This window comes from Ruminococcus callidus ATCC 27760 (assembly GCF_000468015.1).
Taxonomy (GTDB): domain Bacteria; phylum Bacillota; class Clostridia; order Oscillospirales; family Ruminococcaceae; genus Ruminococcus_C; species Ruminococcus_C callidus.
Window position 1 is genome coordinate 1 of sequence record NZ_KI260434.1, and the last position, 4,148, is coordinate 4,148.

At 55.5% G+C, this 4,148-nt stretch carries 5 protein-coding genes; all 5 read left to right on the forward strand.

All coding sequences use genetic code 11. The features are described from left to right. Positions 1-162: 162 nt before the first annotated feature. The gene (locus RUMCAL_RS09905) at positions 163-582 is read left to right on the forward strand and encodes a hypothetical protein (RefSeq protein ID WP_021682694.1); all 420 of its coding nucleotides are present in this window, start codon (positions 163-165) and stop codon (positions 580-582) included. After that, a complete protein-coding gene (locus tag RUMCAL_RS09910) occupies positions 579-995 on the forward strand; it encodes a hypothetical protein (RefSeq protein ID WP_021682695.1) in 417 nt (138 codons plus the stop codon). The genes RUMCAL_RS09905 and RUMCAL_RS09910 overlap by 4 nt, the downstream gene beginning before the upstream one ends. Further along, a complete protein-coding gene (locus tag RUMCAL_RS09915) occupies positions 992-1,927 on the forward strand; it encodes a hypothetical protein (protein WP_021682696.1) in 936 nt (311 codons plus the stop codon). The genes RUMCAL_RS09910 and RUMCAL_RS09915 overlap by 4 nt, the downstream gene beginning before the upstream one ends. An 82-nt stretch (positions 1,928-2,009) precedes the next feature. Further along, the gene (locus RUMCAL_RS09920) at positions 2,010-2,978 is read left to right on the forward strand and encodes a phage major capsid protein (protein WP_021682697.1); all 969 of its coding nucleotides are present in this window, start codon (positions 2,010-2,012) and stop codon (positions 2,976-2,978) included. 224 nt (positions 2,979-3,202) lie between these two features. Further along, the gene (locus RUMCAL_RS09925) at positions 3,203-4,093 is read left to right on the forward strand and encodes a hypothetical protein (RefSeq protein ID WP_021682698.1); all 891 of its coding nucleotides are present in this window, start codon (positions 3,203-3,205) and stop codon (positions 4,091-4,093) included. Positions 4,094-4,148 lie beyond the last annotated feature (55 nt).

Below are 4,148 nucleotides of genomic sequence, written 5' to 3' on the forward strand. Positions count from 1 at the left end.
GGCGGTCCCCCTCCCCTTTCAGGGGAGGCTTTTTCCCTTGTGAATTTTCATCAACAAAAATCTCAGGGTCAGCGGCGGCTTGCTATCCTTGAGCAAGTCTGCCGTCGCCATTTCCGCTGGGCGACGGGCTGACCCGCCGCAAAGAGAAAGGAATGTAAATAAATGCTGCTGGAATTATTATTGGAACGGCTGAAAGCCGCACTTCGGGTAAAGGGCAACTGGGCGGTTTATGCCGCGTATGATCCCGCACCCTTTGCCAAACGAGAGGAATCTTTCCTCACCGTGGGAATCACTGCACTGGAAACGGAGCAGGCGTTTTCCGACGAAACTTACTGGTATTTTCCATTTTCCGCCGCTGCTCAAGTGCGGCTGTTGACAACTCCGGAAACGGATGCACAAGTGCTGTATGACCGCTATTGGCAGACAGTGGTTTCCGGTATGCTGTCCGCCGGCTGCACCGTGCAGAAGATTCGCACCGGAGCACCGACGGAGTGGAAACAGTTCCGGAAAATTGCACTGGAGGGCAGCTTTACTCTCTCCGGTGTCTTTCAAATTGCCAAAGAGGAGGTGCTTGCACCATGAATGGAACATTTCAGGTGGTTTCCCCGCGGGAGTTTCCCGTTCGTCTGGGCAATCTCACCTTTTACGCTGCCGGCTGGAAGCTTTCCGGTACCAGACAGTACGCCCAGCAGGGCGGTGTACAGGGAGCAGCCTATGTGACCAATACCAGCTGCCGTGCCAGACAGTTGGTGCTGGACGGCAAATTCTGCTTCGCAGACAGCCCCGCAGAGGTGGTTCTGGCGTTGGATTCCGCCATACGGGAACGGACACTGTTCGCCTTTGATCTGCGGGATCTGCGGTTTTTCGGCACCAGCTTGGCAGCGTATACGATTTCGGAAACGGCGGCACAGGGCGTGCTGCCCTGTCAGCTGACGCTGATCGCTCCCAACGCCCTGAGCCGTGTGACGGCGGAAACGGAAGGAGGCAGTACATGATACAGGTGGTGTTAATTACCAGAACCGGAAAGGCGTATCTTGCAAACGGCATTGCCGCCTTTACGCTGGACAAGGAAGCCTACACGCCCTACAGCCAGCTGACGGCGACGGTGTACGGGAATTTCAGCATACAGCAGTTCGCCGGCATCTATCGGGTACAGCTATTGCTGGACGGCACGGAACTGCACTTCGGGACAGTGGAAAGGTTCCGGCTGGTGCAGGAAAACGGCACCTCCTATGTGCGGTTTTCCTCCCACGGGCTGACGGCACTGCTGCTGCAAAATCAGCTGGAGCCGGGGCTGCACACTGCTATGTCGCTGGACAAGCTGATGCAGGATTTCGTGACATTTCCCAAGGAGATCACGTGGGAATCTGACACGGATACCAGCAACTATCTCTTTGTCAAAGAGGGCACCAGCATGTGGGACGGCGTAGCAAACCTGACCTACAAGCTTTGCGGGCGGTATCCCTTTGTGTACCATGCCAACGAAATTCGCATGCACCTGCCGGAAACATACCGGAATTTTTATGTGGGTGCAGACACACTGCTGGGCATGGGCATGACGGCAGACCAGTCCCGCATTTACAGCCGGTTTTCCATGGCAGATGCCGACGGCACCTATGGAAAATTTCAGGAGAACGACCCCAACGCCGCAGCACTGGAACTGGTGCGGACAAAACAGCTGCCGCTGGATCGGCAGTATCTCTACGACCCGCAGCAGGCTCTGGTGTTTCGGCGGAAATTTGCCGGACGGGGATTGGTTTCCTACTATTTCGACCGCATCGGAGCAGTGGCAGCAGATCTGGGCGACCGGATCACCTGCTCCGGCATTATTGAAAACGCTCCCATTACCCATATCCGCATGACCGGCAATCAGAACGGTGTGCGGACGAGGCTGGAAGCGTATCAGGACGAGTTTTATCCGGCATAAACGGGAATTTCCGGCAGAAACTGCCGGTTTCCATATAATAAAAACACATGCCGCATCAAGCGGCAGAAAGGGAAGGAATTTTATGTATCAGGATCTGAAACTGGAAAAGGGCATGTATCACATCACTGGCAAGAGCTTTTCAGAGGTACTGGAGGGCATGGACCCGTCTGGTGCGTATGCCGAAACACCCCTTGCCGGACTGGACGCGTATGAGCGTCAGCTGAAGCGTTTTGACATTCACGTCAGCGGTTCCCACTGTGACCGCGTGGAGAAGTTCTTCTCCACCACAGACAGTGCGGTGCTGTTTCCGGAGTTTATCCGCCGTGCCATTCGCAGCGGCATGGAACAGTCTGTGCTGTCTGATCTGGTGGCAGTGCACACCATTTCTCCCGCCGGAGAGTATCAGCCGGCAGTGCTGACGGACACTACCGCCTATACCACCAAGACCACACAGGGCAATGCCCTGCCCACTGCCTCCTATCTGGAAGCAGCAAACACCGTGCGACTGGACAAGTACGGCCGTTCCATTCACGCTTCCTATGAGGCAGTCCGCCGCCAGCGTCTGGACGCATTCAGTGCGATCCTCCGTGCCGTGGGCGTGCGTCTGTCCAACGGGCTGCTGGGACAGAGCATTTTGTGCATGAAGGAAACCAATGGTTCCCTGATCGACGTTGTCACAGACGGCAAGCTGACTTATGCTGATCTGGCGAAGCTGTACGGCGAATTCCGCAACTTCGACATGACCAAGGTGCTGGCGGCTCCGGCGGTGGCTGCGGAAATCATGGCAATGGAGCAGATGCAGGATATGGCTTCTGCACAGCCCAACACCATTTTGCTGCCCTTTGGTGCCCAGCTGCAAAAGTGTGCCGGCATGTCCGCAGATTACATCGTGGGACTGGACAACCGCTTTGCTCTGGAGATGATCACCACAGACGATGTGCTGCTGGAAACAGACAAGCTGATTGACAGCCAGCTGGACGTGATCACGGTTTCGATTCGTGCGGCGTTCCGCGTGATGCTGAGTGAAGCAGTACATGTGCTGAGCCTGTAAGTTTGTGGAAGCATTGTGCAAAAAGTCCGCTTGACGGCTTTGCACACAAGCTGACAGTACGTTTTCCACACAGCAGTGTGGAAAATAGGCTGCCGCATAAAAAATAGTTTTCCACAGGCAGTGTGGAAAATCAAGGAAACCGCTGTACGGGTGGGAGAAGTTTTTTCGCGGGAGGGTTTTCCACAGTGTGGAAAACAGTGCAGCAGAACAGGAGGAATAGATCTATGGATAATCAGGAACAGAATCCGTCCGGCACGGAACTGGAAGCCAAGCTGGAACAGCTGAACCGCTTTACGCGGCGTACCCTCACACAGGAGGAGGTATTCCTCTTTGATGTGCGGCTCTGTGACAATGAAATTGATCGGGACGGGGAACGCTTTTCGCTGGAGGCTCTGGAGCAGCTGAAAGCTTTGTTTGTGGGGAAAACCGGCATTTTTGACCACGATCCCAAGGGTGAAAATCAGACTGCACGAATCTATGCTGCGGAACTGGTACAGGAGCCGGAGCGTGTGACCTCTGCCGGCGAAGTGTACACATTTCTGAAAGGGCATGCCTACATGGTACGCACCGATGCCAATCGGGATCTGATTCGGGAAATTGACGGCGGCATCAAGAAGGAAGTGAGCATTTCCTGTGCTGCCGTATCGCAGACCTGCTCGGTCTGCGGCAGTGACCGCCGAAAGAATCCTTGTGCACACCGCGTGGGGCAGCTGTACGGGGAGAAACGCTGTCATGTGGTGCTGTCTGATGTGACAGATGCCTATGAGTGGAGTTTTGTGGCAGTGCCGGCACAGCGGGAGGCAGGGGTGACCAAGCAGTTCGGCATGGAAACCGACGGCGAACGCCGCTGCAAACAGCTGGAACAGCAGCTGCAAAACCGGAACGCTCTGCTGAACCGCGTGGAGAACAGCCTGCGGCAGGAAATTGTGCGGCTGCGGTTTCTGGTGGAGGGCAGTGCGGCACAAGATGCGGTTTCTGCTGCGGTGGAACGCATGTCGCTGGAGGAACTGCTGGGGTTTCAGGAAACGCTCCGCACCAAGCAAAAGCATCTCTGTCAGGCACAGCTGCGGACACCGGAGCCGCAGGAACAGAACGGGGCGTTTCGAATGGGATAAGACGGTGAAACTGAAAAAACTCCGGTCTGCCCCTTGACAAACCGGAAAAAAATGC